The organism is Ruegeria sp. YTSA219 (assembly GCF_059609985.1).
The window spans coordinates 39,162-64,548 of record NZ_JBXWMT010000004.1 but is presented as its reverse complement, the minus strand read 5'-3'; the positions used below and the strand labels follow the sequence as shown (position 1 = coordinate 64,548).

21 protein-coding genes and 1 pseudogene are annotated in these 25,387 nt (G+C 57.1%); 7 read left to right on the top strand and 15 right to left on the bottom strand.

Annotated elements, in window-relative coordinates:
- Window positions 1–12: 12 nt before the first annotated feature.
- The 12 genes from AC2FFB_RS07810 to AC2FFB_RS07755 form a co-directional block, all read right to left on the bottom strand.
- Window positions 13–1,125, bottom strand: coding sequence for an ABC transporter ATP-binding protein (locus tag AC2FFB_RS07810; RefSeq protein WP_142636146.1), 1,113 nt, complete (start codon window positions 1,123–1,125; stop codon window positions 13–15).
- A 116-nt stretch (window positions 1,126–1,241) separates the two neighbouring features.
- A complete protein-coding gene (locus AC2FFB_RS07805) occupies window positions 1,242–2,366 on the bottom strand; it encodes an extracellular solute-binding protein (protein WP_142636144.1) in 1,125 nt (374 codons plus the stop codon).
- A 141-nt stretch (window positions 2,367–2,507) separates the two neighbouring features.
- The gene (locus tag AC2FFB_RS07800; protein WP_496874750.1) at window positions 2,508–4,472 is read right to left on the bottom strand and encodes a beta-galactosidase; all 1,965 of its coding nucleotides are present in this window, start codon (window positions 4,470–4,472) and stop codon (window positions 2,508–2,510) included.
- Window positions 4,469–6,115, bottom strand: a complete 1,647-nt coding sequence (locus tag AC2FFB_RS07795; RefSeq protein WP_281995053.1) for an amino acid ABC transporter permease — start codon at window positions 6,113–6,115, stop codon at window positions 4,469–4,471. Before AC2FFB_RS07795 ends, AC2FFB_RS07800 begins: the two co-directional genes overlap by 4 nt.
- Window positions 6,116–6,180: 65 nt before the next feature.
- Window positions 6,181–6,930, bottom strand: coding sequence for a basic amino acid ABC transporter substrate-binding protein (locus AC2FFB_RS07790; protein WP_142636138.1), 750 nt, complete (start codon window positions 6,928–6,930; stop codon window positions 6,181–6,183).
- 22 nt (window positions 6,931–6,952) lie between these two features.
- Window positions 6,953–7,999, bottom strand: a complete 1,047-nt coding sequence (locus tag AC2FFB_RS07785; protein ID WP_281972971.1) for a LacI family DNA-binding transcriptional regulator — start codon at window positions 7,997–7,999, stop codon at window positions 6,953–6,955.
- Window positions 7,999–8,751: a sugar phosphate isomerase/epimerase family protein gene (locus tag AC2FFB_RS07780; protein WP_271948738.1), complete on the bottom strand. Its 753-nt coding sequence runs from the start codon at window positions 8,749–8,751 to the stop codon at window positions 7,999–8,001. The genes AC2FFB_RS07785 and AC2FFB_RS07780 overlap by 1 nt, the downstream gene beginning before the upstream one ends.
- An 84-nt stretch (window positions 8,752–8,835) precedes the next feature.
- The gene (locus tag AC2FFB_RS07775) at window positions 8,836–9,918 is read right to left on the bottom strand and encodes an ABC transporter ATP-binding protein (RefSeq protein ID WP_496874749.1); all 1,083 of its coding nucleotides are present in this window, start codon (window positions 9,916–9,918) and stop codon (window positions 8,836–8,838) included.
- A 3-nt stretch (window positions 9,919–9,921) separates the two neighbouring features.
- Complete coding sequence (locus tag AC2FFB_RS07770) at window positions 9,922–11,577, bottom strand: alpha-amylase family glycosyl hydrolase (RefSeq protein ID WP_496874748.1); 1,656 nt, start codon at window positions 11,575–11,577, stop codon at window positions 9,922–9,924.
- Window positions 11,578–11,586: 9 nt separating this feature from the next.
- A complete protein-coding gene (locus AC2FFB_RS07765) occupies window positions 11,587–12,735 on the bottom strand; it encodes a carbohydrate ABC transporter permease (RefSeq protein ID WP_496689429.1) in 1,149 nt (382 codons plus the stop codon).
- Window positions 12,736–12,738: 3 nt separating this feature from the next.
- On the bottom strand, window positions 12,739–13,746 hold the full coding sequence (locus tag AC2FFB_RS07760; RefSeq protein WP_496874747.1) for a carbohydrate ABC transporter permease: 1,008 nt from the start codon (window positions 13,744–13,746) through the stop codon (window positions 12,739–12,741).
- Between the two features lie 66 nt (window positions 13,747–13,812).
- Entirely contained in the window at window positions 13,813–15,081 is a 1,269-nt protein-coding gene (locus AC2FFB_RS07755; RefSeq protein WP_142636126.1) for an ABC transporter substrate-binding protein, read from the bottom strand.
- 223 nt (window positions 15,082–15,304) lie between these two features.
- Between AC2FFB_RS07755 and AC2FFB_RS07750 the strand changes: the two genes are divergently transcribed.
- From AC2FFB_RS07750 to AC2FFB_RS07720, 7 genes and pseudogenes are all read left to right on the top strand, one after another.
- The gene (locus tag AC2FFB_RS07750) at window positions 15,305–16,336 is read left to right on the top strand and encodes a LacI family DNA-binding transcriptional regulator (protein WP_271948730.1); all 1,032 of its coding nucleotides are present in this window, start codon (window positions 15,305–15,307) and stop codon (window positions 16,334–16,336) included.
- A 2-nt stretch (window positions 16,337–16,338) separates the two neighbouring features.
- A pseudogene (locus AC2FFB_RS07745) lies at window positions 16,339–17,643 on the top strand (GH1 family beta-glucosidase); the annotation flags it as partial.
- Window positions 17,644–17,682: 39 nt separating this feature from the next.
- Window positions 17,683–18,663 (top strand): glucokinase, encoded by a 981-nt coding sequence (locus AC2FFB_RS07740; RefSeq protein WP_496689483.1) that lies wholly within the window; start codon window positions 17,683–17,685, stop codon window positions 18,661–18,663.
- 36 nt (window positions 18,664–18,699) lie between these two features.
- On the top strand, window positions 18,700–19,626 hold the full coding sequence (locus tag AC2FFB_RS07735; RefSeq protein ID WP_142636120.1) for a carbohydrate kinase family protein: 927 nt from the start codon (window positions 18,700–18,702) through the stop codon (window positions 19,624–19,626).
- 16 nt (window positions 19,627–19,642) lie between these two features.
- A complete protein-coding gene (locus tag AC2FFB_RS07730; protein ID WP_496874746.1) occupies window positions 19,643–20,308 on the top strand; it encodes a D-lyxose/D-mannose family sugar isomerase in 666 nt (221 codons plus the stop codon).
- 127 nt (window positions 20,309–20,435) lie between these two features.
- The gene (locus tag AC2FFB_RS07725) at window positions 20,436–20,705 is read left to right on the top strand and encodes a hypothetical protein (RefSeq protein WP_496868563.1); all 270 of its coding nucleotides are present in this window, start codon (window positions 20,436–20,438) and stop codon (window positions 20,703–20,705) included.
- A 9-nt stretch (window positions 20,706–20,714) separates the two neighbouring features.
- Window positions 20,715–21,188, top strand: coding sequence for a hypothetical protein (locus AC2FFB_RS07720; RefSeq protein WP_496874745.1), 474 nt, complete (start codon window positions 20,715–20,717; stop codon window positions 21,186–21,188).
- 3 nt (window positions 21,189–21,191) lie between these two features.
- On the opposite strand, the gene AC2FFB_RS07715 is transcribed toward AC2FFB_RS07720, so the two are convergent.
- From AC2FFB_RS07715 to AC2FFB_RS07705, 3 genes are all read right to left on the bottom strand, one after another.
- A complete protein-coding gene (locus AC2FFB_RS07715; RefSeq protein WP_496874744.1) occupies window positions 21,192–22,364 on the bottom strand; it encodes an acetate/propionate family kinase in 1,173 nt (390 codons plus the stop codon).
- Window positions 22,357–23,751, bottom strand: a complete 1,395-nt coding sequence (locus AC2FFB_RS07710; RefSeq protein ID WP_281972984.1) for a bifunctional enoyl-CoA hydratase/phosphate acetyltransferase — start codon at window positions 23,749–23,751, stop codon at window positions 22,357–22,359. Before AC2FFB_RS07710 ends, AC2FFB_RS07715 begins: the two co-directional genes overlap by 8 nt.
- A gap of 522 nt (window positions 23,752–24,273) precedes the next feature.
- On the bottom strand, window positions 24,274–25,350 hold the full coding sequence (locus AC2FFB_RS07705) for a helix-turn-helix domain-containing protein (protein ID WP_142636109.1): 1,077 nt from the start codon (window positions 25,348–25,350) through the stop codon (window positions 24,274–24,276).
- Between the last annotated feature and the right edge of the window lie 37 nt (window positions 25,351–25,387).

The window sequence follows — 25,387 nt, the reverse complement described above, 5'->3', positions numbered from 1 at the left end:
ATTTTTATCCCCTTATTCCGCGGCCAGCTCACCCGCTGGAACCAGAACCGCATTATGGGTCTGATATTCCAACGTGATGGTCTGCCCGGTATGGTCATCGAAAGATTGGCCTAGATTGGGCAGCGATACCTTAATTTCCTTGCCGCCATCGCCTTCGGTGAAAATATTGAAGGCGTTACCTTCGAATTCTTCATGGTTCACACGGGCGGTTACAAAATGGTCGCCCACTGCACCGTCCGGGGCAATCGCCAGCGCCTCGGGGCGAATGAACATCATCGCGTCATCGCCTTCTTTCAGCTTGCCCTGATTTACAGTGGAAATCCGTGCAACCAGATCGCCGGATCGGTTGGTTGCAATCAGCGCCTCATCTCCCATGACTTGCTTGATCTTGCCGCGGAAAACGTTGTTTTCGCCCACGAACGAGGCCGCAAAAGCCGTGTTGGGGTCATTGTAAATTGTCTTGCCATCGGCAATCTGGTCGATCACTCCTGCACGCATTACGGCGATATTGTCCGACATGGTCAGCGCTTCGCCCTGGTCGTGGGTGATATAGATGAAGGTGATACCGACACGCTTCTGAATCTCGCGCAGCTCGGTGCGCATATGCTGGCGCAGCTTGAGGTCCAGCGCCGAAAGCGGTTCGTCCAGCAGCAGTACATCGGGTTCGGCACATAGGGCGCGGGCAATCGCCACGCGCTGACGCTGACCACCCGAAAGCTCGCTGGGCAGCTTGTCACCCTGTCCCGGCAGCGCGATCATGTCCAACAGCTCATCGGCCCGCTTGCGGCGCTCGGCCGCGCTGGCGCCTTTGATCTCCATCGAGAAAGTGATGTTTTCCCAGACTTTCATCAGGGGGAACAGCGCGAGGTTCTGAAAGATCAGGGCAGTCGGGCGCTTGTTGGGCCCGATGCCGCGCATGTCATTACCACCGATCAGAACCTTACCCTCGCTGGGGTCCAGAAACCCCGAAACAGCGCGCAAAATCGTTGTCTTGCCGCAACCGGATGGTCCCAGGAACGAAAAGAAATCGCCCCCGTTTATGTTCACATTTGCGTCCCGCACCGCGACAAAATCGCCGAAACGGATCCACAGGTTTTCAAGATCTACACCGACCCCTGCACTCATTTTTGGTATCTCCGATTGATGCGCTGGTGGTGCGCACCCAAATGGGTTCCGTCACGCAGTGGCGTGCGGGTTGGGAGCCCCCCGCGTTTAGCGGAGGGCACTTCTTTGAAAAGCTATCAGGCGCTTTTGAACTTGTTGACGAACTCGGTCCGGGTTTCCGCATACCAAGGCGCTTCGGCCGGCCACGGGTTGAGGTTGGCCAGCGAGTCGCCCGGATAGGCTTCGGCGAAGTTCTTCTTGTAGGTGTCGCCCGAATATTGGTCGGCACCCAGAACGGGCGAGTTGTACCCGTGGCTGTCGATCGCAACACCGGCCGGTTTGGCCTGGTAGGCAAAGTCGATGAAGGCATAGATCTGGTCGATATTGGCAGCACCTGTTGGAATTGCCATACCATCAACCCAGGCCATCGCCCCTTCAACCGGAGCCTGATAATGCACGGGCTCACCTGCAGATTTAAGTGCAAGCGGCGGGCCATCCCATGTCTGGCCAACAATCACGCCTTCGTTCAACAGACCGTTTTTCTGTGTGTCGGCGTCGTTCCAGATCAACTTGATGCGGTTCTTACGTTCGATGCACCAATCTGCGATCTGACCCCAAACCTTGCGCATGGTATCTTCGTCGCCATAAGCGGCCCAGACGGAACCGGGCTCCATCTCGCCTGCGCGCTCCATGTACAGGCCTGCGCCCAGCATCATCGAGTGCGCGCGGCCCATGGTCTTACCTGCGTTTGCTTCGGACCAGACATCGCCATAGGACGGTGCATCACCTTCAGGCAGCCACAGGTCAGTCCGATATGCGATGCCTTCGGTGCCCCAGATATGCGGCAACCAGTGCACGCCCGAGTCGGCAAAGTTCCAGGCATCTGTACCAATCGCGGCCATCGCCGGGTTCACCAGATCAATCGGAACCTTATTCATGTCAAAAGGCTGCAACAGCTCAAGCGGTTCCCACTGCAAAGACCGGTTATTGGTCGGCGACACGATGTCGAAACCCTGACCCTTGGTGGCCTTCATCTTGTTGATGATTTCTTCGTTCGACCCGATACCTGTATAGTTCACCTTAATTCCGGTCAGTGTCTCGAATTCCTGCAAGAATGCTGGCGGCAGGTAATCGGACCACATCAAGATGTTGATCTCACCCGAGGACGCCAGCGCGCTTTTGCTGTACAGCGGTGCAGCAAGTGCTGCCGCCCCTGCGCTCTTCAAGATAGTACGTCTGGAAAGGTTTTTCCGTTCGGCCATATTCGATTCTCCCATAGTTGGACTTTCAGTCCTATTGTTATGCAATCACAGGCTAGAGGGTTGCTGCAAAGCTGTCAGTCCAAAAGGGACAGTTTGCAGAATTCATAGGTCCAGTTTGCAATCATGTCCGCAAGCTCTGGTTTACTTCCACTTCCAGACTGAGACACCATAGGATGGGATTTCTGAAGTACCAACAATATATTGCCGATTTTCGTCATCCGGCAGAACCTGTGCGGCAGCCCCGAAGTTGAACCCAAAGCCGAGGTCACCCCGCTGTGTAACACGAAGGTCCGGGCCACATTCCCGTATCGGAAGGCCCGCCCATGTCAGCGCTTTAATCAGGATCGCCCGTAGCAACGGCCCGTTTGGGATCATCGCCAGATACATAGCCCGGTCCGATTGCACAATCGCCGGGCTGCCAGCCCTGTAAGCACTTACGAAATGCGCGATTACCTGATTTTCGGTCTCGATGACTTCCCGCCAGCCTTTAAAATCAAAGGTTCCGGTGCTCTCGAGGCTTACGGATTCACCGGCCAGATCCGGCAGGGATTCGACGCGTATGACTTTTATCCCTGCAAGATCGGCCAACTCTCCGGGAGCGAGATTTTCAGGGGTCCACATGTCCACAGTCTTGCTGCCCGCACGGGCACCGATCAGCAATTTGGCCTGGCTGTGGTGCAATCTCTTTGCCAGATCTGGCGAGATGATCATGTTTTGCGGCAATACGATCAATGAATACCCCGTCAGATCATCATCGGGACCAACGAAATCCAGATCGACCCCCAATGCACGCAGGCCAGCATACCAAACCCGGAAAATCCCGGCATTCGGGAATGCGTCGTCATGCGGCAGGATATCTGCAGCCCAGATGGATTCGTAATCCAACAGAATTGCCACGGCTGCCTTCTGCCGGGTGACTTCCGGCAGGGCAGCACGCTCTTTTGCAACCTGCGCCAGTTCAAGCGCGGCCTGATCCGGGCTGCCATCCGATCGCAGAAGCGCCGTGTGGAATTGTTCCTGCGCGAACTTCGCCTGACGCCATCGGAAGAACATCACTGCCTGTGCACCGTGGGCAAAAGCGGCCCACGTCCAAAGCCTGACCATCCCATCCGCTGGTGAGGGGTTCTTTTCGGCCCAGTCCACCGGGCCGGGCTGTTGTTCCAGAACCCACATTCGGCCCCTGCCCTGGCTGCGATACAAATCGCAGTGAAACCCCTGATAGTCCGGCGCGCCTGTTCGCAGGTATCGACGTTTGTCTTCATCAGACAGCGACGATCCCAACAGGTTGCCAAGCGGATAGCTGTCAAAACCGACTACATCCAGATCCGCCGCAACAGCGTGATGGTCGAACTCAAAGCTGCCTGCCATGAAATTATGGGTAATATCGCGGCCCGGCGCAAACTTGCGCAGAATATCCGCCTGAGCACGATTGAAATCCCGCACCCGATCCGAAGAATAGCGGGCAAAATCCAGAGCATGGGTCGGGTTCGGGCTGGCCACCAAACTTATAGGCAGTTCGATCTGATCAAAATCGGAATAGAGCGACCCCCAAAACACTGTCCCCCATGTTCGGTTAAGCGCCTCAATCGTGCCATAGCGGTCTTGCAACCATCTGCGAAAACCGGTGCGAGCGGCATTGGAATAGCTCAGAACCGTATCGTGATCGTTATATTCATTGTCGATCTGCCAGGCACGAACAAATGGATTTTCGCCATATCGACGGGCATATTCCGTGGTGATCCGACGGGCCTCGGACAGGTAGATATCGCTGGAAAAACAATAATGTCGGCGCGACCCGAACCCACGCACCCGGCCATCCGGCCCCACTGGCAGGATCTCAGGGCAGTCATCCACTAGCCATTTCGGAGGTGCAGCCGTAGGCGTCGACATCATCACGCGCAAACCGGCATCGCCCAGAATTCCAATCACCTCGTCCAGCCAGCCCCATTCGAACCGGCCTCTTTCCGGCTCGATCAGGCCCCAGGTAAACTCAGCAATCCGAACCCAATCCAATCCCATATCGACCATGCGCTTAGCATCGTCGCGCCACTGCGATTTGTCCCATTGCTCGGGGTAATAGCAAACGCCCAGCTCAAGCCTGCTCATCGGTTTTCCCGTGCGCTGCGGCGTTCGATCCATTTGAGGAAACTAGCGCAACCAAGCGTCACCACGACATAGAGGATCGCCGCTGTGTTGAATGGTGCGAAGGGCAGAAAACTTGAGGCCTGAAACTCGCGCATGCGCTGAGTCATGTCGCGGACTGACAGGATGGACAGCAATGAGGTATCCTTGATCATCGCGATAAATTCATTGCCCAAAGGTGGCGTCACTATGCGCAATGCCTGGGGCAGGATAATAAGCCGGGCAGTCTGCCAGCGGGACAGCCCAAGCGAGCCGCCTGCTTCGATCTGACCTCGTGGGATGGCCTCGATCCCTGATCGGAAAATCTCGGCCATATAGGCCGAATACCCTATGGAAATGGCGATGATGCCGCGGGTCATGTTGGTCATGTCGATGCCGCCACCTGTCGCATCCTTGACCGCACCGGCAAGCGGCAAGCCGATATAGAGGATGATGACCAGCATTGGAATGCCGCGAATGGTATCGACAAAAAACTCGGCCCCTACAGCCAGCGGATGTAGCTTATGCTGTGCGCCTCCGACCGTCAGTGTCAGAAGCAAAAACCCGAAAACCGCAAAAGTCAGCGCCGGGTTACGAAACTTGTCCGGCAGAAAACTGGATTGCCAGATCACCGGATAGCCCTGCGTATGAACGCCGGCCGGAACAAAAGCACCAGATACGCTGTCGACGGTTGTGATCTGATCCAGCGCAGAGGCGGCATCGGGGGCGCTGCGAATGCGATACTGTTGGCCTTCACCTCCGTCGAACTCTCCGAACCGGATCAAATCCGCCTGGGCCTGCGGCGTACCCCGAACAATGGCAATTCTTGCTTCTGTACTGCCAACCAGAACAAAGCTCACCTTTGGTTGCATAAAAAAGAACGCCGACACGGCCAATAGTGTCAGGCTGATGGACCCATAGACAACGGTTGTCCGAGCTTTGGGCTTGAAGGACTGCAAACCGACCCAGACCAGACCCATAATGGCCGCAAAGATATAGGCAAAGATCGCTGCACGGAACGTTATCGCGACCCCGGTCGCAAATTGCCAATGCGCAAGAAACAACAGGTAAAACAAAACCAGCCCGGTCAGCAGTTCGAGTCCAATCTGAACATAGGCTTTCATGGATCGTGGGAAACGGGCCGTCAGAGGGATCACCGCGACCACCATCGCAAACCCTACCAGCAGGGCCTGTAGTCTCATTTGCACCTTTGCGACGATCTCGGGAAACAAGACCCAAGGTTGCGAAGATCGGTCAATGAACTCAGACGTATTTTCGCTGAGCGCATTAAAGAAGACGGATTCCGCAAAGGGCATCAGCACCTGAGGCTGGAAAAGTCCAAGGATCGCCAACCCGGCCGAGGCCGGGATTGCCAAAACCGCCGCAATCCTCAACCAGTTCGGCGCGATGGTTTGAAACCGGATGCGGCGCGCCGAGAGATAGGCCAATATGGCCACGGCCAGTATCAGAAGAAACCCAACAAAAATGGGCCCCGCATTTTCACCAATCCCCAAAATGGCAACCAATGACCTCAGATATTTCGAGGATGAGGCAAACAGGTAGATGATGAACGGGGCAGCGGCGAGCAAAACAAGATTACTCGGCCGGATCGAGCTTAGGCGGATCATGGCGTCCCTCGGGTTATGCGTGACCCGGCAGGTTTTCCCGCCGGGTCAGAAAGGGTTTCAACGGCTCAATCAGTGCCCCAGTATTTGGCAACCAATGCGTCCATCGTACCGTCAGCCTGAATGGCGGCCAGCCCTTCGTTTATGGCGTCAACGGTTGCGTCACCTTCCTGAAACACAATACCCAGCGGATCAGACTGAAGGCCTGTGATGCCTACAGCCAATTCCCCGGCAAATTCCTGTTCATATGCCGATGCCGAGGTTCCATCAATGATTACCCCCTGTACGTCAGCATTCTGCAACGCCAGGATCGCAGCAGAGAAATTGTCATACAGGCTGACATTCTCGCGTCCCACCAGTTCTTCGGCCAGCTGGGCATTGGTGGTGCCAGTCTGCGCGGCTAGCTTCTGACCACCTGCTTTGAAGTCATCCAACGTCATGTCAGCATTGTCGACCTGCAGCAGGATCGCCTGACTTACAATGATATAAGGCTCGGAAAAATCCATGTTTTCTTCGCGTTCAGGCGTGATCGAGACGCCCGAGATCACGAGGTCGAACTCCCCTTGCTGAAGCGCGGCAAAGATACCATCCCAGGCTGTATTTACGAAATTCGGGACGCAGTTCACCTTTTCACAGATCGCATTCATGACATCGACATCAAATCCCACAATCTGACCCGTGGACTCATCGACCGTCTCCATGGGCGGATAGGTGGCATCTGTTCCGATCTTAAGTACGCGCCCTTCAAGATCCGCTGCAAACACAGCAGGCGCGGCAAGCGCGGTCAGGGCGGCGGCGGCAAATAGGTTTCTTAACATCTCCGGTTACTCCTTTGTTGGTTCAGGTGTTTAGCGCCGCTTCCGGCGCGACTGTGTCAGGTTGCCGCTCGATCAAAATGGCCCTGATCTTTTTTTGTGTTTCGGACGGGTCAACCCCGTCCAAAGCCTTGAGCATATACTCACCCAGCAATCGACTGGTTTCCTCAATAGGGACGTAATAGGTGCTGGGCGGAGGGACAAAATAACGGCTAAGTTGCAGATCATCGGTCGAGATCACGGTCAGTTCGCGACCGACCTCAACACCCGCCGCATGGGCAGCAGAAAGCACACCCAGGGTCATGGCTTCGTTCGCGCAGATGATCGCGGTTGGCCTGTCGGGTAGCCGCATCAAAGCCTCAAAGGCATTATACCCCGTTCGTGCGGTCGTAGGCCCGCTGAAGATCAGGGCCGGGTCAAAGGCCAGACCGGACGCTCTGAACGCCTGGGCATAGCCCGTTCGGCGTTGCGTCGCATAAACCAGGTCATCCGGAGGGTTCACCAGGGCAATCCGGCGATGCCCCAAGGCTAGCAGTCGTTGCGTTGCATCGTGACCTGCTGCCTGACTGTCGATATCGACATAGGCATGTGATCTGCCGCTGTCGCTCATACCCATGGTGACAAAGGGGAAACCATTCTGTTGCAGATAGGCAATGCGCGGATCGGCGTGGCGCGTACCCGAGAATATCACCCCGTCTGCCAATCCGTTCTGAACGATTTCCTTCAGCGTCGCCATCGTTCCCTGCAGGCCCGCCACGCTGTGAACGCCAAGTTCATAACGCGACCCTTTCAAAGCCCGCGAAATACCCGCGACAATGCGTGTGAATTCGACACCTTCCCATTCTTCATCTGAATCAGGTGACACGCTGACCAGAACGCCGATGCGATAGGACTTTTTTGTCCGCAGCTTCAGCCCGTCCAGATTGACCCGGTATCCAAGCTGTTCGGCGGCGGACTGAATCTGCTGCCGCGTTTCTTTCTTGACGGTTTCCGCACCACGCAGCGCGTTCGAGACGGTTCCGACAGAAAACCCCGTCTGCTTTGCAATCGACTTGATCGTCGCGCGCGCCACTATGTCACCTCAACGCTGCGCATTCGCATCAACAGGTCATGTCCCGTCTGCAATGTTTGCGCGTGATCGGCAGTTTCGTCATGTTCCACAAAAAGGTCAGCGCAGGGACTGTCAGCCAGAACACGCAGGACCAGAGGCCAGTCCACAACCCCCTGCCCCAGATTTCGCCAGCGCTCGTCGCCTTGTCCGGCCAATGGATCAACGTCTTTAGCATGGACGGAAACGATCCGGTCGGAATAACGGCTCAGCAGTGCAGCGGGGTCAGAAAGCGCCGAATACAGCCAACCGATATCCGGCTGCCATCCAATGGCCTCATGCGACAGGACCATATCCAATGGCGAGCCCTGCCCAAGATCGACAAGGTCAAAATCGTGGTTATGATAGGCAAGGCGCACACCGTCGGCAGACAGGGCATCAGCCCATTTCGCCAACCGGCCCGACACTGCCTTCCACCCCTCGGCGGTGCCGGGCCGAGCCTTGGGCGACAGCCAAGGCATGACCGCCACAGGGCATTCCAAAGCTTCAAGCATTCTAAGAATGTCATCAAGCCGTGTTTCAAATTCTTCCCAGTCAAAATGGGCCGATCGAACGGTGAAACCAGCCTGTCTAACCACATTGGTAACCTGCTTGGGGGTAAGATCGTGGAACCCGACCGTTTCAATATCGGTGAACCCGCAGGCACGCACCAAGTCAAGCTGGGCCGCCAAATCCCCAACCTGCCGGACTGTGTATAACTGCGCTGAAACTCGCATTTCCACGGTTCTACCACAAAATGAAACGTTTCAATCAAGTTGAAACAGCATCAGGGGTCTTGTCAAGAACCGTGTTGGAAAGGGTTATTTCCGCATGGAAACCCCCTGATGGAACAAATGAACCTTGTCAGGGTTCGCAGAGACCATCACAGTTTTGCCCCGCATATTCTTCTGAACGCCCGGAAGCTTGGCAATAAGGGCATCCGTCCCATCCTCGACCGCGAAGTATAACAGCGTCACCTCGCCCAAAGCCTCGGTAAAGTCTACGACCCCTTCAAGGATTGGGTCGCTGTCCACGGACACAAAATCCTCGGGGCGGACGCCGATATTCACCTGCTTGCCTTCGTCTCCAGCCTCGGTTGGTACCGCTGATATCGCCGTGCCGCCACCGTCCAGCTTGACGACTGTCTGTGCGCCGGTCGCGGTAATGACCCCCGACATCAGGTTCATTGCCGGGGAGCCGATGAATTGCGCGACAAACTCGTTGTCTGGCGTCTCATACAGCTCCAGCGGCGTGCCAACTTGGGCGATCCCTTTGTTGGCTAGCACAACGATACGGCTGGCCAGGGTCATCGCTTCGACCTGATCATGGGTGACATAGATCATCGTGCTGTCCGGCATCGCCTCTTTCAGACGGGCGATTTCGATCCGGGTGGCGACACGCAGCGCCGCGTCCAGGTTCGAAAGCGGTTCGTCGAACAGGTAAACCTTGGGGTCACGCACAATGGCGCGCCCGATTGCGACACGCTGACGCTGACCGCCGGATAGCGCTTTGGGCAACCGGTCCAGATAAGGTTCAAGCTGTAGGATGCGGGCCGCCCGATCGACCGCGGCGCCAACTTCAGCCGCCGGCATTTTGGCTATCTTCAGCGCAAAGGCCATGTTTTCGCGAACGGTCATATGTGGGTACAGCGCATAGCTTTGGAACACCATCGCGATGCCTCGCTGTGCTGGCGGCACATCGTTCATCACCTGCCCTTCAATCTCGAGCGTTCCGCCCGAGATCTTTTCCAACCCGGCGACCATGCGCAGCAAGGTGGATTTGCCACAGCCCGAAGGCCCGACAAAAACGATCAACTCGCCCCGCTCAATCTCAAGATTGATGTTCTTCAGAACATCCACATTGCCATAGGTTTTGGCGACATCTGTGAGGTTTAGCTCTGACATGGTTTATTCCTTCTCCCTCAACAGCAGGCAGAATTGTGCAGCACCCAGAGACACTGTCCCCGTTCCCGCGACGCCACCCAACTCTTCTCCGATCACGCGCCAGTTCCCGCCTGGCAAGATTACTTCAGAACGTTCGGTACCGAGGTTAAATGCGCAGAACACCTCTTCTGCATGATCTTCACGCGTGAAGGCCAGAACGGTCCCGATCTGCGTCATGTTCTTTTGCGCCCCCAACATCAAAGCCGAATGGGCATGGCGGAATGCAATCGCACGACGATAATGGTGAAGCATAGATTCGGGCTCGGCCTCTGATCGATCCACGGCACGCTCGGCCTGAGGGTCACTGACAGGCAACCAAGGCTTGCCGGTGCTAAAGCCCGATTGTTCATCCTGCGCAGCCCAAACCATCGGCGTCCGGCATCCGTCGCGGCCCTTGAACTCGGGCCAGAATTCGACGCCATACGGGTCTTGCAGATCGTCAAAGGCCACGTCGGCCTCGGGCAGGCCCAACTCTTCGCCTTGATACAAGCAGGCCGAGCCGCGCAGGCACATCATCAGAACCGCACGCTGCCGGATAGCTGCCTCGTCCAGCCCCCAGCGCGACGCGTGACGTTCCACGTCATGGTTCGAAAATGCCCAGCAAGGCCAGGCATCACCTGCTTTGTCCTCGAGCTGATCAAATACCTGCTGTGCATAGCTGGCAGTCAAAGCGCGCTTTTCAAGGAACTCGAACGCATAGCACATGTGCATGCGCTTATTACCGCTGGTGTATTCGCCCATTATCTCAAGCCCACGCTGTGCGTCGCCCACCTCGCCCAGACAGGCGCGACCTTCATATTGATCGGTCAGGGCCCGCAGGCGTTCCAGAAAGGCAATGTTCTCGGGCTGGCTTTTGGAGAACAGGTGGTCCTGATGGTTATACGGATTCACCATCGGCGCGATTGAGGCATTGCGCTGATCCACGGGCAAGGCGGGATTGTCGCGCAACTGTTTGTCGTGGAAGTAGAAGTTGATTGTATCCAGACGAAACCCATCGACACCCAGATCAAGCCAGAACCTTGCGACGTCCAGCAATGCGTCCTGCACATCCGGACAGTGAAAGTTCAGATCCGGCTGCGAGGTGAGGAAGTTGTGCAAATAATACTGCAAACGTCGCGAGTCCCACTGCCAGGCCGAGCCCCCGAAAATCGACAACCAGTTGTTCGGCGGCGTACCGTCCGGTTTTGGATCGGCCCAGACATACCAGTCGGACTTGGCGTTTTCACGGCTGGCGCGGCTTTCGCTGAACCAGGGGTGCTGATCTGACGTATGCGACAGAACCAGATCAATCATCACCTTCAACCCTTTGGCATGGGCCTGGTCCAGAAGCTCCCGAAAATCCTCCATCGTGCCGAACATCGGATCAACATCGCGATAGTCGCTTACGTCATAGCCGAAATCCTTCATCGGAGATTTGAAGAAGGGCGAAATCCAGATCGCATCAACGCCCAGAGAGGCAATGTACCCCAATCGCTGGGTGATGCCTTTCAGGTCTCCGATCCCGTCACCATTGCTGTCCTGAAAGCTGCGCGGATAGATCTGATAGATGACGCCACCACGCCACCAGTCAGCGGCCACCTTGGTTGCATTGGAAAGTTCTGCTGTGTTCTGCACGTTCATCAGACGCCTCTATTTGACCGACCCGGCCAGCAGACCACGGACCAGGTATTTTTGCATTGCGAAGAAAACAGCCAACGGCACAGCGATCGAGACGAACGCCGCCGTGGCAAGGATTTCCCAGTTTCCACCCCGCGTTCCAAGCAGCTCGACAATCCGGTTTGTCATCACTGTGGTCTGGCCGGACGCATCGATTAGGAACACTTTGGCAACCAACAGATCATTCCAAGTCCAGAGAAATTGGAAGATGGCAAAAGACGCCAATGCCGGAAAGCTGAGTGGCAGGATCAGTTTGGTAAAGATCTGGAACTCGGTCGCGCCGTCTACACGTGCGTTTTCGATCAGATCGCGCGGCAGCCCGGCCATGTAGTTGCGCAACAGGTAGATGGCCAATGGCATCCCGAACCCGGTATGGGCCATCCAGACGCCCAGATAGCCTTTCTCAATTCCGATGCTCAGGTGAAATTTCAGCAGTGGGATCAGTGCCAGTTGCAGCGGCACCACCAACAGGCCAACAACCGCGGCGATTAACAGTGCCCGACCTGGGAAATCCATCCAAGCCAGCGCATAAGCGGCAAAGGCGGCTACTAGGATCGGAATGATCGTCGCCGGTATCGTGACCGTCAGCGTGTTAAAAAACGCCCGCCCCATACTGTCAGTGCTGTCTTCAGCAAGCAGGACCTTGTGGTAATTGGCCAGGGTGAACTCGGGAGGCAGTTCCGCAGTCACAAAGACGCGCGTGCCGCGACTGCCGGTGAACTCTTCGGTGTTTTCCATCCGGTATTTGCCGTCGGCATCCACCGTGATCGTGCCACCCTTGCGCAGCTCTGCCGTGTCACCGGGTACAAAATCATCAATCGCCCGGGAACTGGTGCCCCATTTTGAGATCGCCGCCTGTGTGCCCGCCTCGAACAGGTTGCCTTCGATCACGTAAACGCCATTCTCCAGCACCTGAGTTTCAGGTGCTGCAGCGCGCAGGGTCAGGTTCTGCTCGGATGGGAACAACGACCGCCACCAGCCGCTTGTGGCAATCTGGTCGGCAGTACGAAAGGATGAGATCAACAGCCCCAGCGTCGGCACCACCCAGAGCACGACCAGTAAAAGAACCGAGGCATGGACAGCCCAGCGAAGGGCGGGTTTGGTTCCTGCTATTTCGCTCATGGCCTACTCCATCTCTTTGCGCGCATTGCGCACATTCCAGACAAGGATCGGTGCCACCAGCAGCATGATCACCATGGCCGAAGCCGAGCCCACGCCCCAGTCATTGGTGCGGAACAGCTTGTCATACATGTAATTGGCCAGAACCTGCGTTTCCCACTGGCCGTTTGTCATGGCAAACACGATGTCAAAGACCTTGAGCACGGTGATGGTGATCGTGGTCCAGACCACCAGGATGGTGGTCTTGATCTGCGGCACCTTGATACGGAAGAAAATCTGGAACGGATTGGCCCCATCCAGAATGGCAGCTTCGATGGTTTCCTCGGGAATGCCGCGCAGGGCGGCTGACAGGATGACCATGGCAAAACCAGTCTGAATCCAGACCAGCACAACCATAAGAAAAAAGCTGTTCCAGAAGGGGATGGTCAACCATGTCTGCGGCTCGACCCCTCCGAAAAAGATGTAAAGCGCGTTCAGCATCCCGATCTGGTCCTGCTCAACCGGACGGGTGTCATAGACCAGCTTCCAGATCACCGAGGCCCCCACGAACGAGATGGCCATCGGCATGAAAATCAGAGACTTGGCGATGTTGCCCCAGCGGATGCGGTCGGTCAGCTGAGCCACCAATAGGCCGAACGCTGTCGACATTGCAGGCACCACGATCAGCCATAACATGTTGTTGCGCATGGCTTCCCAAAACTTGGGCTCCTTGGCCATCTGGATATAGTTGTCCAGCCCGACCCATTTGTAGCCGCCGCCTGGGACACGATCAGTCAGTGACAGGCGTAGGGTTTCGACAACCGGATAGGCCAGATACAAGCCCAAAGCAGCCAGCGCTGGGAACAGAAACAACCAAGGCCGGATCATGTTCGCGCGGTTGATATTCCGGCCAGCATCCGGCCCCCGAGGCGGGAACAGAACTTTGTCCAGAAACTGATTGGATAGATAGAAGTAGCCCACGCAACCTGACACGCCGATGGCGATGGTCAGCAGGCCCTGAAATGCCGGGTGCATGCCGCTCTCCCTTGCGACGATAGGTTCGGGCAACCCGGCAGAGCGGGTTGCCCAATCTCAGACGCTTTAGTCCAGCGCGTCCCACGAGGATTGGATTTCGTCGGCGACGTCCTGGGCAGGTGTTCCGCCCGTATAGTCGACCATACCAGTCCAGAAGGTGCCTGCACCCACGCCGCCCGGCATCAGGTCAGAACCGTCAAACCGGAACGTCGTTGCACCAAGAAGAATGTCGTTCATCTTCTTCAGCGTTGGGTCTGAGAAGACCGAGGTATCGACGCCTTTGTGCGGCGTCAGGAACCCGGTCAGAGCCATCCAGGCTTCATGCGCCTCGGGTGTCTCCAGGTATTTCATCAGCGCATGCGCGCCCGGGCTGTCATTGGTGATTGCCCAAACTGTTCCGGCCCCAAGGACCGGGCTGCCGAGATCCTTACCTTCATAGGCCGGGAAATAGAAGAAATCGGCATCCTCGCCCACAACCGTGCCTTCAGGGAAGAAGGCCGGAATGAACGAAGCCTGACGGTGCATGTAGCATTGCGGAGGCGAGCTGAACATGCCCTTCGGGCTGTCACGAAAGTCAGTCGTTGCGACCGCGCCGGCTCCGCCGGCCACGTAATCATCGTTGCGCGCAAACGCTCCGAATTCTTCAATCGCGGCGACAACCTTAGGATCGTTAAATTTCAATTTGTTGGCGACCCAGGCGTCATAATCTTCGGGCGGCAACGTGCGCAGCATCATGTCTTCAACCCAGTCAGTCGCTGGCCAACCTGTCGCTCCGCCGGAACCCAGCCCGATGCACCATGGCGTTTCGCCATCTGCAACGATCTGATCGGACAGCGCCTTGAGCTCTTCCATCGTAGTCGGAATCTCATAACCGGCATCTTCGAAGTTTTCCGGCACGAACCAAACCAGCGACTTCACGTCGACCTTGTAGAAGAAGCCATATAGGTGATCCTGCCCGTCCGGACCTTGGTAGGTTCCCAGATCCACCCAGGACTGACCAGCCGCATAGTTGTCGCGAATCCAATCCGCGGTTCCTTCACTCAGGGGAGTCAGGAAACCCGCCTTGGCCATATCTGACGCCAGACCGGGCTGAGGGAACACTGCTACGTTGGGCGCCGATCCGGCTTCGGCATCAATTCTGATTTGCTGCTCAAAGCTGTCCGAGCCGACATAGCTGTACTCATGCCCGGTCGCCGCCGCGAACCCATCCAGAACCTTTTCGACATTCTCTTGGTCCGGCCCCAGCCACGGGCCGAATACGGTAACCTTGTCGGCCTGTGCGACGCCCCCGATCAGGGTAAATGCGGCGACGCCAGCATAAAGCGAGTGTTTCATGAATTTCTCCTCCCAACGATATCTCGCGCCTTTGGTCTCAAATATCCAAAGCGCTTTGGCTGGAGTGAGTTTATGCGCTAACAGCCTTCACCTGTCAACGATTGCTTTGCGAAGGCCTATAAATATAAATATCAAACAAGATGTTCGTGAAATCTGTTGACCACCAGCGAAAATGCCCGCAAAAACAGGAATACGCAGTAATTTGTAGGCGCTTTGAACAAATATGAACCTAAAGCAGCTCTCTGAAATCCTTGGTTTGTCTCAAACAACCGTCAGCCGCGCGCTGAACGGATACCCCGAGGTCAGCGAAGCCACGCGCACAAGGGTTCAGGCCGCCGCAACAAAACACGGGTACCGCCCGAACAGCAGAGCCAAGGGTCTTGCGACAGGTCGATCACACGTGATCGGGCACGTGATTCCCAGCTCATCCCAGCATGAAATGGTTAACCCAATCTTTGGCGATTTTGTCGCCGGGGCTGCTCGTAGATATGCTGAACACGGCTATGACATGATGTTCACTAGCGCCGACGACACATCTATTGAACGCGCCTATCGCGACCTGTTTCAGCGTGGTGCCGTGGACGGTGTCGTTCTGCAGGGCCCCAAGGTGAACGAGCAGCGGATTGAAGTCCTCAATCGCATGGGCGCGCCCTTCATTGTGCACGGACGATCCACTGGAATAGACGCACCCTATGACTGGGTTGATGTGAACAACAAAAGCTCGTTCAAGCGCGCCACCCAGTTTCTGATCGACCTGGGGCATCGACGGATCGCCCTTATCAACGGACTTGAAGATATGGATTTCGCCCAACGCCGCCGGGCCGGTTACCTGCAGGCCCTGAATCAAGCCGGTCTGTCACCGGACCCTGAATTGATGCGCAGCGCCGAGATGACAGAGGTATATGGCCACCACGAAGCGCGCGATATGGCTCAACTTAAGAACCCTCCGACCGCCATCCTGGTTTCGTCAATGATTTCGGCCATCGGAGTTCGGCGGGCATTGAACGAAGCAGGGCTGCAGATGGGCCGCGATGTTTCGGTGATCGCCCATGATGACGACCTGTCCTATCTGAAAAACGGGCAGGATGTACCGATCTTCACCGCCACGCGATCCTCGGTTCGGTTGGCCGGTGAAATAGCTGCCGAAATGCTGATCGAACGAATAAATGCGCCCGAAGACCCGGCCAAAACTAGATTGCTGGAGGCTGAGCTGGTAGTTGGCGGCTCGACCGGTCCCGCCCCCAACAGGTTCTGAATATGAAATACAACCGCACTGATTTCCCCAAAGATTTCCTCTTTGGCGTCGCAACCTCGGCCTATCAGATCGAAGGCCACGCACAGGGAGGGGCCGGGCAAACCCATTGGGATACCTTTGCCAGGACCCCCGGCAATGTTGTGCGAAATGAAAACGGGGATCTGGCCTGTGACCACCTGAACCGGTTCCCGCAGGATCTGGATCTGGTGCGCGATGGCGGCTTTGATTGCTACCGGTTTTCAACCAGCTGGGCGCGGGTTCTGCCCGAAGGCCGTGGTCAGGTGAATGAGGCCGGGCTGGATTACTATGATCGGCTGGCCGATGCGCTGCTGGAACGCGGTATCCGCCCCTGCGCCACGCTTTACCATTGGGAACTACCTTCGTTTCTGGCCGATCTGGGCGGCTGGCGCAATCGAGATATCGCCGGGTGGTTCGCCGATTTCACCGAGGTCATCATGGGCCGCATCGGCGATCGGATGTACAGCGTCGCCCCCATAAATGAGCCGTGGTGCGTCAGCTGGCTGAGCCATTTCGAAGGCCATCACGCCCCGGGTCTTCGCGACATCCGTGCAACCGCCCGCGCGATGCACCACGTCCTTCTGGCCCATGGCAGCGCCATCGACGCGATGCGGGGCCTTGGCATGTCCAACCTGGGCGCGGTTTTCAACCTGGAATGGGCCGAACCCGCAGATGACAGCCCCGAAGCGCGCCGCGCGGCTGATCTGTATGACGGCATCTACAACCGGTTCTTTCTGGGCGGCGTTTTCAACAAGGCCTATCCAGACAACGTTCTGGAGGGGTTAGAGCCCTACCTGCCCGCTGGCTGGCAGGATGATTTCGACATCATCGGTACGCCGGTCGATTGGTGTGGTCTGAACTACTATACCCGCAAGTTGATTGCGCCTTCGGAGACCACCTGGCCCAGTCTGCAGGAAATCGCCGGACCGCTGCCCAAAACTCAGATGGGGTGGGAGATCGAACCCGCCGCCCTGACCCGGTTTCTGACCCGCACCAAGCAGGATTACACCGGGGACCTGCCGATTCTGGTGACGGAAAATGGCATGGCCAGCCCCGAACGGCAGCAGGATAGCGACCGGATCGACTATCTGAACCAACATCTTTCGGCGGTACAGGACGCCTTGGCACAGGGCGTGCCGATCAAGGGCTACTTCATCTGGTCCCTGCTGGACAATTACGAATGGGCGCTGGGATATGAGAAGAGGTTTGGCCTTGTGGATGTGGACTTTCAGACGATGGAGCGCACACCCAAGGCGTCCTATACCGCAGTACAAAACGCCCTGACGGGAAGCACAGTGTCCTTACCGCTGGCGCAACCGGCTGGGGCCATGCACGACCATTGGAACCTCGTGGCCGATATCGGCGGCACCAATACGCGGCTTGGCGTTATCACCAATGGTGAACTGACGGACCTGCGCAAATACCCCACCGGCAAACTGCCCGAATTGCTTGAGGCCTTTCATAGCCTGCGCGACGAGATCGGAACCGACCCACGGGCCGTGGTTGCCGCCGGGGCAGGACCTGTCCGCAACGGTACAATCAGGCTGACCAACGCCCAACTTGATCTGTCAGAGGATGATATCGCCCGGGCAACGGGCGCCCGACATACCTTTGTGATCAACGACTTCACTGCCGCTGCGTGGTCTGTTGCCGAAATTTCCCATGACAATGTTGAAGTCTTGCAAGGGGCCAAGCATCCGCCGACCGGCACTCGTCTGGTCGTCGGGCCTGGAACCGGGCTAGGTGTCGGATCGCTGCTATATTCGAATGGCCGCTATCACACGGTGTCCGGCGAAGGCGGCCATATCGGCCTCTCGCCCCGAAGTCAGGACGAGGTCGAAATATTCAACGCCGCGCGGCAGGTGGCCCCCGAGTGTTTTTTTGACGACACCCTGACACTTGAGGCGGAAATGTTCCTCAGCGGTACGGGTTTGCCGATCCTTTATCAGGCCATCGAACTGGCAGGGGGTCGGGCAAAGGCCGAGCCCCGAACCGCGCGCGATATCCTTCAGGATGCACGCGACGGAACCGATGCCCATGCCGTCAAGGCCGCGCATATGTTCACCACACATCTAGGCGCGGTCATGGGCGATCTGGCGGTCGTCATGATGCCTGCCGGTGGCGTGTTCCTTGTGGGTGGCGTGGCCGAAAAGAACCGCTGGCTGTTCAAGGACGCCTTCCGAGACGCCTTTAATGCCGGAGGCCGGTTCAGCGAGTTGCGCCGATCCATGAACCTGTATGTCTCGGAACAGGATGAATTTGGCATTGTTGGCGCTAACAATTTCTGTAAAAATGCGCTAAGGCGGTAGTCTGACCGCACGTTTCAGAAACAGAAAGGTCCCGGCATGATCCTATGCTGTGGTGAAGCCCTGATCGATATGATCGAGACGCCCACGATCTCGGGCGAACTGGGGTTTGTGCCCCATTCTGGCGGTGCGATTTTCAACACGGCTATTGCCCTGGGTCGATTGGATACGCCGGTGGGTCTGCTGACCGGGCTTTCCTCTGACATGTTCGGGCAACAGCTTATGGCCGCCCTCAAGGCCAGCCATGTTGACTCCGACCGGGTAATCCATTCGGACCGCCCGACTACATTGGCATTTGTACAGCTCAAGGATGGGCAGGCAGCCTACAGTTTCGTCGATGAAAACTCGGCCGGACGGATGTTGACGCCAGAGGATATGCCAACCCATCTGCCCTCGGTCTCGGCGCTGTATCTGGGCGGGATCAGTCTGGCATGCGAGCCTTGCGCAGATGCCTATGCGGCGGTGCTTGACCGCTTTGGATCAGAGCGCGCCGTCATGTTGGACCCAAACATTCGCCCGGATTTCATCCGGGATCAGACCCGGTATCGCACCCGGCTGAACCGCATGATTGCGCAAGCGGATATCGTCAAGGTCTCGGACGAAGATCTGAACTGGATCATTCCGGGCCCAGAAAGCCTTGCTGAAAAAGTTCCGCTGTTGCTGCAGGCAGGACCTTCGGTGGTGATCGTCACCCGGGGCAGCGAAGGCGCGATCGGGTATCTTGCAGACGGGTCCGACGTTTCTGTTCCCGTAAAAAAGGTCGAGGTCGTCGACACCGTTGGCGCCGGTGACACTTTCAACGCAGGCGTCTTGTCCGCCCTAGATCAATCAGGCCACTTAACAAAATCCGAATTGCGCACATTGCCAGCAAACGCCCTGCGCGTAGCCCTTTCGAAAGGGGCGGAAGTCGCCGCTGTAACTGTCGCGCGCGCCGGGGCAAACCCGCCCTGGGCACATGAACTCTGACCCAACGAAGAAGCCGATGAAACGATCAGACATCAACGAAATCAAATCCGAGGCCGAGGCCTTTATCCGTTCCTTTGGCGCGGTGCTCCCGCCCTTTGCGGATTGGTCGCCCGAGAAAATGCGCAGCGAACAGGCCGCCGGTATCCGTGAACGCGGGCTTGGGTGGGACATAACCGACTATGGCCAGGGTCAGTTTGACGAACTTGGCCTGTTCCTGTTCACCCTACGCAATGGCGATGTCAGCGATCTGAACAAGGGGCAAGGCATGCTCTATGCCGAGAAACTGCTGGTGTCGCGGGACAAGCAGCTTTCGCCGATGCACCGGCACATCGTCAAAGCCGAGGATATCATCAACCGGGGCGGTGGCGATCTGGTGATGGAAATCTACGCCTCAGACCCTCAGGGCGGCATTGACCGCGATACCCCTGTGACCGTGCCCAGCGACAGCTGCCCTGTGACGCTTCAACCTGGCGAACTGCTGCGGCTAAAGCCCGGTCAAAGCGTGACCTTGATGCCGGGTATCTGGCACGCGTTCTGGGCGGAAAAAGGCGATTGTTTGATTGGCGAAGTGTCTACCGTCAATGACGACCGAACCGACAACGTCTTCGAACAGCCGATCCCTCGCTTTGCGACAATCGAGGAAGACGCCATCCCGGATTTCCTGCTGGTTGCGGATTATTGACATTGGCGCATAGGCGCGCTGGCACCGGCTTTGAACCCGATAAGCCCCTTTTACTAAATCGGAAAATCAGTCTACCATGGGCGATACTGGCACGCAGATAGTGGTCCGCCGGGAAGGAGCCTGAGCAATGGTGACAAAAGCCGAGCTTGAAGTAGAGATCGCAGAGTTGCGACGGCAGCTTGCCGAGCAGCCACCGGCAAAAAACGCTTCGCCAGATAAAGGGGCTGACGCCCCGCCGCGCGAAACCATCGCCGACCGGCTTACAGATAACCTCGAATCCTGGTCCACACAGCTTGACGATATACTTGAGGAATTCGAAGATCTGCCGCACAGAAAATCAATTCTGTTTGCCGCTGGTATTTTTGCCCTAGGCTACATGCTTGGCCGGTCACGCTAGGAGACGCCCATGAGCCGCATATCCCGCAATGTCTCAGTCATTTTGCGCGCTGAACGCTTGATCGCACGCGCACAGCTTGCGATCTCCGTGAAACGGGCCGGGTTTTACATAGCCGCCGGAGTGGCGGTGGGCCTGGCGATCATCATGCTGAATCTCGCCGGATTTTTTTGGCTTTCCGCGATCCTGTCGAAACCCGTTGCTGCGATACTTGTGGCGGGGACCAATCTGGTACTTGCTTTGATTCTGGTTCTGCTCGCCAATTCGATAAACCAACACGGCGATGCCTCGGCCGCAGTCGAACTTCGGGATATGGCGCTGCAAGACATTGAATCCGAAATCAGGGATTCCCTGGCCGAGGTCCAAAACACCGTAGCCGGAATTCGCCGCGACCCGGTTGGCGTACTGGCGCCCGAAGCCATCACGGCCTTGCTGAGCATGCTGCTGAAATACGCCCGGCGCCGGAAAGAAACGCCAAACGAATAAGACCTATTCCAGAAAATTTACCGCAGCCCGCGCGATCACCATCTCCTCATTTGTGGGGATCGTCAGAATCCGGACACGGCTGAAATCCGTGGACAGAACTGTTCCACCATCGGCATTCCTGGCGTGATCCATTTCGATCCCGATCCATCGCATTCCATCACACACCATCTGCCGGATCTGGGCCGCGTTCTCACCAACGCCACCGGTGAAGACAAGCGCATCAATCCCCTCAAGTGCGGCGGACAGGGCGCCAAGCTCTCGCCGGATTCGGAAGACGTAATAGTCGATTGCCTTTCGGGCTTCGGGCGTATCAGCGGCCAACAACGTGCGCATATCCGATGATATCCCCGACAGGCCCAGCAGGCCGGATTTTCTGTACAACATTTCGGCAATCTCTTCTGCGGTCATTCCGTCCTGCTGCAGCATATACAGCACGACACCTGGATCCAGCTGACCGCAGCGCGTGCCCATCGGCAACCCGTCAAGCGCCGAGAACCCCATGGTCGAAGCCACAGCGCGCCCACCTGAAACCGCACACATGGATGCCCCGTTTCCAAGATGGGCGATAACCACACGGCCATCATACAGACCCGGTGCCGTTTCTTTCAGCTTGTTCGAAATGTAGTCATAGCTCAGCCCATGGAACCCATAGCGGCGAACGCCTTTGTCATAGTAGCTTTTCGGCAAGGCAAAGGTGTCGTTTACCCACGGATGGGTGCGATGAAACGCCGTGTCAAAACAGGCAACCTGAGTTGTTCCGGGGAAGGCAGCGCTGGCTGCGCGAATACCCGCAAGACTGTAGGGCTGATGCAAAGGAGCAAAGGGAATAAACCCTTCTAAAGTGTTGATGACGGTGTCATCCACGCGCACAGGCTCGGAATAGACCGTGCCCCCATGCACTACGCGATGACCTATCGCGCACACATGAATGTCAGGAAGATATTCCCGCGCCATTTCAAGAAATGCGTGGATTGCTTCATCATGGCTTTTGGTGCTCGACAGGGGACGATCTACTGATCTGCCGCCTGCCGACTGGGCCAATAGGCGTGGTGCATCACCTAAACGTTCTATTTGTCCGCGCCACCGCATGCTGGGACGGTTGTCATCAACCAGTTCGTACAGCGCGAATTTCAGTGATGAGGACCCGGCGTTCAGTGCCAGAACATGGTCAGCCATGGAGTTTGCCTTTACTTGCATATGCATGAAGCGCCGCCACCGCGCAGGACGCCAAACGCGAGTCGTCATCATCCGAACGCGAGGTCAGGATAATCGGTGCAGCAGCCCCGACCACGATCCCTGCCGCCTCGGCATGAGAGATGAATGTCAGCTGTTTCGCCACCATATTGCCTGCTTCTATGTTTGGGGCGACAAGAATGTCCGCAGCACCAGCCACCTCGGACGTAATCCCTTTGGTGCGTGCCGCATTCAGATCGACCGCGTTGTCCATAGCCAAGGGGCCGTCAACCAACCCTCCTGTGATCTGACCCCGTTCGGCCATCTTCGACAGCAAGGCGGCATCAACTGACGACGCCATGCGCGGGTTGATCGTCTCAATGGCTGAAAGCACGCCTACCTTTGGGGTCTCAATCCCGATGGAATGTGCCAGATGGATCGCATTCTGAACAATATCAGCCTTGGTTTCGAGGTCAGGGGCAATATTCACGGCCGCGTCAGTGACCATGATCGGACGCGACATCCCTGGAACATCCATAACGAATATATGTGACAGCCTTCGCCCGGTTCTCAACCCGTTTTCGCGGCGCAGAACCGCGCGCAACAGGTCATCGGTGTGCAAATGCCCCTTCATCAGTGTTTGCGCCCTGCCCTCAACCACCAGGTCAACCGCGCGATGGGCGGCGGCTTGGTGGCCATAGGCCTCGATAATTTCAAATCCGGACAGATCGGCACCCAGTGCCTCGGCTGCGGCAGCGATTTTGCCGGGATCACCCACAAGGATCGGCGTGATAATGCTGTTGCTATACCCCAGCAAAGCACCCCCCAATGAGTTTGGCTCTTCAGGTGCAACAACAGCAGTTGGCATCGGGTCAAGGGGTCTGGCTTTCGCCAGTAACGCTTCGAAATGGCGGTGGCGTTGAACGATAAGTCCCGGCACCTCGATCGAATCGAATTCCATATGCTTTGCGGGCGGCGTGACTCGGACATCTCCGCTCAGGACCAGGGTGCTGTCGCCAACACGCCGAACCTCGGCGGTGCAGATAACATCACCATCGTCGGATTTTTCTGTAACCCGAACAACTGCGGTCAACTCATCTCCGGCCAGAACGATCGCGTGAAACCGTAGATTGGCCGCTCGGGTCTGGGTTCCCGCACCCGGCAAAATATTCCCCAAGACGGCAGCCACCAGACCGGCGGGCCAAAGCGCAGGGGCCACCGCCTCGGGGTGGCCGTCGCCGTCACCATCATAGGCCGCCAGATGCAGAGGATTGTGATCCCCCGATGCCGAGGCGAAGGCGTAAAGATCGTCAACCGTGCACAATCGTGTCAGCTGGGCTTCGTCTCCGACCTCGAGCTGTGAAAAGGTTCGGTTTTCCTGGATCTTCATTTGGTCAGGCCTTTTTTCAGACGGTGCATCGGCATGCCTCGGAATTGGCGGCGGGTCGCGGAGCGGGGCATTCTCGGTCACTATTCGACCTGTGCCAAATCCTCCAGATCGGATGGCGGATCCATACCTTCGCCAATAACACGTTCACCTACCTCTAGCCGATCCTCTGCTGACGGCAATAGGCCGGACAATGTTTCAGCAGCCCAATTTAAAATGATGGTTTGTTCGACAACAGCACTGCCCGGACCCTTCGAAGGAGTACTGCTCCTGAGGTGGCTTGCCATCCACACCGTCAACCAAGAATAGTTTTCACAAATTGCGAGTTAAACTTTTGATTTAAGAACCACTTTTGACATATATACGACCCGGCCAAACACTTTGCCGCCCTCAGACCTGTTCCCACTAGCCAGTAATGCGGGGGCAAAAATGGGACGGGCATTCACATCTGCACAGGCAAAAACCTGCGGAAGCTGGTATTCAATGCGGCAGACCGGGCATTTTGGTCTGATGGCCCTGTTTGGACTACAGCGCCGCTGTCCAAACTCTGTAACGTCCCTGCCCTGTCACCTCGCGGATCAAGCCCCTCCGGCTGAAACGGTCAATGTTGCGCTGAACCGCAGCGCGTGAGGCTTTAGTCAGCTCTTCCGCCAATGGGGCCGAAACCATTGGCCAGGCCGTAAACACGTCGATCAGTCTTGGTGGTGTGCGCCCGCTCAACTCTGCAGTGGTCTCTCTGGCGCGCTGCTCCCAGGCGCTGACCCGGTCCAGGTGCAGCAAGGCGGACAATACCGCCTGCCCTGTTCCCCTGATCCAGGCAGCAAGCTTTTCTGATGGTTCACCAACACCTCTCAACGCACCCGGACCCGACAGAACCAAGGGCATGAACACAGCCCCGCCCCGCCCCATCTTGGCCGCATGACGGGCGGCAATGATTGCAGCCTCGGTATCCTGTCCGATGCCTTGAGACAGGGCCCGCCAGGCATGAAAACCGATGGCGGCCTGCGTCACCGGGTGCAGCCCCTCGGAATTGCGCATGACTTCGGCAAGATCGGCGATGGCTTCGGGGACTTCGTCAATCCCCTGCGCAATACGATCTAAAAAGGCTGTCAGGCCGGTCTCCCACCCGCCATCCGATGGCGCGGCGCCGGATGTTAGCCGCCGTACGGCCCAACCCGCGCGGTACAGGGCCTGCACATCATCCCCGGTTGCACCAATCCGAAGCCCGGTCCAAAGCGCCAGCCGATCAACGCTGATCCGGTCTCCGGTCCACCATCCCAAATCGGATACATCCATCAGCGCCAGCCGGTGTGTCCACCCATCCGGGCCGGCGCGCAAACGTTCGTCCAAGGCGCCGAAACTAACTGCCAGGTCGGCCAGTTCCAACGACAGATCTGCCTGCGCCGCACGCCAGTCCCTGGGATCAAACAAAAGACTGCGGTCGACCCTTGGACCGGGCGGCAGGAAATCCTCGACAGCCTCTTCGTCAGGTGGCAGGAACCACAGATCATCCTCATCAGCGTCGTCATCATCATAGATGCTGCGCGGGCCGAGGGGGTCCTCGTCCTCATCCGGATCGGGAATGACGGGTGTGGTGGTCATGTCCGCTATATTTCTGGTATTTCCGCAGGTTCACAAG

Excerpts from the sequence above, each read along its gene's own strand:
- AC2FFB_RS07795 (WP_281995053.1), bottom strand. The coding sequence starts at position 6,115 with ATGATCCGCCTAAGCTCGATCCGGCCGAGTAATCTTGTTTTGCTCGCC.
- AC2FFB_RS07715 (WP_496874744.1), bottom strand. The coding sequence starts at position 22,364 with ATGGCTGACCATGTTCTGGCACTGAACGCCGGGTCCTCATCACTGAAA.
- AC2FFB_RS07760 (WP_496874747.1), bottom strand. The coding sequence starts at position 13,746 with ATGCACCCGGCATTTCAGGGCCTGCTGACCATCGCCATCGGCGTGTCA.
- AC2FFB_RS07775 (WP_496874749.1), bottom strand. The coding sequence starts at position 9,918 with ATGTCAGAGCTAAACCTCACAGATGTCGCCAAAACCTATGGCAATGTG.
- AC2FFB_RS07755 (WP_142636126.1), bottom strand. The coding sequence starts at position 15,081 with ATGAAACACTCGCTTTATGCTGGCGTCGCCGCATTTACCCTGATCGGG.
- AC2FFB_RS07780 (WP_271948738.1), bottom strand. The coding sequence starts at position 8,751 with ATGCGAGTTTCAGCGCAGTTATACACAGTCCGGCAGGTTGGGGATTTG.
- AC2FFB_RS07725 (WP_496868563.1), top strand. The coding sequence starts at position 20,436 with ATGGTGACAAAAGCCGAGCTTGAAGTAGAGATCGCAGAGTTGCGACGG.
- AC2FFB_RS07790 (WP_142636138.1), bottom strand. The coding sequence starts at position 6,930 with ATGTTAAGAAACCTATTTGCCGCCGCCGCCCTGACCGCGCTTGCCGCG.
- AC2FFB_RS07730 (WP_496874746.1), top strand. The coding sequence starts at position 19,643 with ATGAAACGATCAGACATCAACGAAATCAAATCCGAGGCCGAGGCCTTT.
- AC2FFB_RS07720 (WP_496874745.1), top strand. The coding sequence starts at position 20,715 with ATGAGCCGCATATCCCGCAATGTCTCAGTCATTTTGCGCGCTGAACGC.
- AC2FFB_RS07705 (WP_142636109.1), bottom strand. The coding sequence starts at position 25,350 with ATGACCACCACACCCGTCATTCCCGATCCGGATGAGGACGAGGACCCC.
- AC2FFB_RS07770 (WP_496874748.1), bottom strand. The coding sequence starts at position 11,577 with ATGAACGTGCAGAACACAGCAGAACTTTCCAATGCAACCAAGGTGGCC.
- AC2FFB_RS07805 (WP_142636144.1), bottom strand. The coding sequence starts at position 2,366 with ATGGCCGAACGGAAAAACCTTTCCAGACGTACTATCTTGAAGAGCGCA.
- AC2FFB_RS07750 (WP_271948730.1), top strand. The coding sequence starts at position 15,305 with ATGAACCTAAAGCAGCTCTCTGAAATCCTTGGTTTGTCTCAAACAACC.
- AC2FFB_RS07765 (WP_496689429.1), bottom strand. The coding sequence starts at position 12,735 with ATGAGCGAAATAGCAGGAACCAAACCCGCCCTTCGCTGGGCTGTCCAT.
- AC2FFB_RS07735 (WP_142636120.1), top strand. The coding sequence starts at position 18,700 with ATGATCCTATGCTGTGGTGAAGCCCTGATCGATATGATCGAGACGCCC.
- AC2FFB_RS07740 (WP_496689483.1), top strand. The coding sequence starts at position 17,683 with ATGCACGACCATTGGAACCTCGTGGCCGATATCGGCGGCACCAATACG.
- AC2FFB_RS07810 (WP_142636146.1), bottom strand. The coding sequence starts at position 1,125 with ATGAGTGCAGGGGTCGGTGTAGATCTTGAAAACCTGTGGATCCGTTTC.
- AC2FFB_RS07710 (WP_281972984.1), bottom strand. The coding sequence starts at position 23,751 with ATGAAGATCCAGGAAAACCGAACCTTTTCACAGCTCGAGGTCGGAGAC.
- AC2FFB_RS07800 (WP_496874750.1), bottom strand. The coding sequence starts at position 4,472 with ATGAGCAGGCTTGAGCTGGGCGTTTGCTATTACCCCGAGCAATGGGAC.